General features: G+C 35.6%; 2 protein-coding genes. Both read right to left on the reverse strand.

From position 1 onward, the window contains the following. Nucleotides 1-993 (reverse strand): T6SS immunity protein Tli4 family protein (locus tag GQ596_RS10915; RefSeq protein WP_160401750.1); only part of this gene is annotated, 993 nt, incomplete at its 3' end. Further along, a partial coding sequence (locus GQ596_RS10920) for a T6SS immunity protein Tli4 family protein (protein WP_160401751.1) occupies nt 980-1383 on the reverse strand: 404 nt, incomplete at its 5' end. The genes GQ596_RS10915 and GQ596_RS10920, both read right to left, overlap by 14 nt.

The raw sequence follows: 1383 nt of genomic DNA on the forward strand, positions 1-1383 counted from the left end.
CGTTTTATAAGTTGGATCTGTTACATGAATGCCTAAAGTAAAAATATAAGCTAACCCGTCACTATTAAATTCCAAATTGTCTTCAAAATATTTACCTTTAACCACCCACTCTTCTAATTTTAAGTTATTACTCTCACGCGTACCTTTATAAATGGTATAACCATCCCCTTGTGTAAAATAAGCTTCTGGCATATTAAGTAATGCATAATCGCTTGCAAAATCATTAAATTCAAAATAGAAAGAAAAATCTTCAATACTATCATGCCAATAACCATAATTCATATCTTTCCATTCGCGATCTTCTCCATGCATAAAACTGTTAAACATGCAAAACCCAGGTGTTGTTGGGATAGTTAAATCATCGCGCGGCTTAATCCGGTCAAACAGTTTATGTAACTCAGCTAATTTTTGGGGCACGTTATTCCCAAAGGATTCAGGATCATTTTTCCTAGCTTTAGTATATTGTTCGCCTAAGCCATTTTGTGCTTTCATTTCGATCTTTAACGTGACTTCATCTTGCCAGCGATAACCTTCTAACACTCTAAGAATATCAGAAGTACCAATACTTTTCATACGTTCAAAAATAATGCCTTGCATTTTATCGCGGTTATTTGTATATACGGGATAAATGGCTTTTAAATAATCACCATTAATTGGATTAACGGGTTTAGTATTTTTCAACTCTTGCTCACGCCGAGCTATCATCTGTTTAAAAGAGGGTAAATATTGTTGCTTTGTGGTAATGGTGACAGCATGATTACTTTTATAATCAAAGTTCCCCTTTTTTTTGACTTTAAATTCAGCGGGTAAATCAATTAAATAGGTCCCAATACAGCGTGTTGGTGAATTTGATAGTAACGCAGCTACTGGCTGCTGCGCTTTGGGTGGTAATGTAATTGTTTGAATATTCTTGCTAAATACCTGACAACTGCTTAATGCGGTCAAAGCGAATAGACCAACAATAAAACCACCGTAATATTTATTCGTTTTCAAAAGCGCTTCCCCTTATTCTAATGCTATTAGTGATTTCTCGCCAAATGACCATAAGTTGCTTTTCACTGTATGCTTGTGTTTCATCATCAGGGATTTTGTAGTACATTTCTAAACGTAATTGTGGTGTTTTATAGGTTGGGTCGGTCATATGAATCCCCAGCGAAAATACATATCCCCAATCATCGGAATAGGAGCCATCTTCATTAAGGAAAAATTGCCCTTTTGCTATCCACTCTTCTAGCAATAACCCATTACTCTCACGCGTCCCTTTATAGAGAGTATGTCCTCGGCCTTGCGTAACATAGCCTTCTGGCTTATCAAGTAATGCATCACCTTCTTTAAAATCGTTATAATCGATCCTAAAATAAAAATTATTGATTGTATTATGCC

Source organism: Gilliamella sp. Pra-s60, from assembly GCF_009795755.1.
In the GTDB taxonomy this organism is placed as follows: Bacteria; Pseudomonadota; Gammaproteobacteria; order Enterobacterales; family Orbaceae; genus Gilliamella.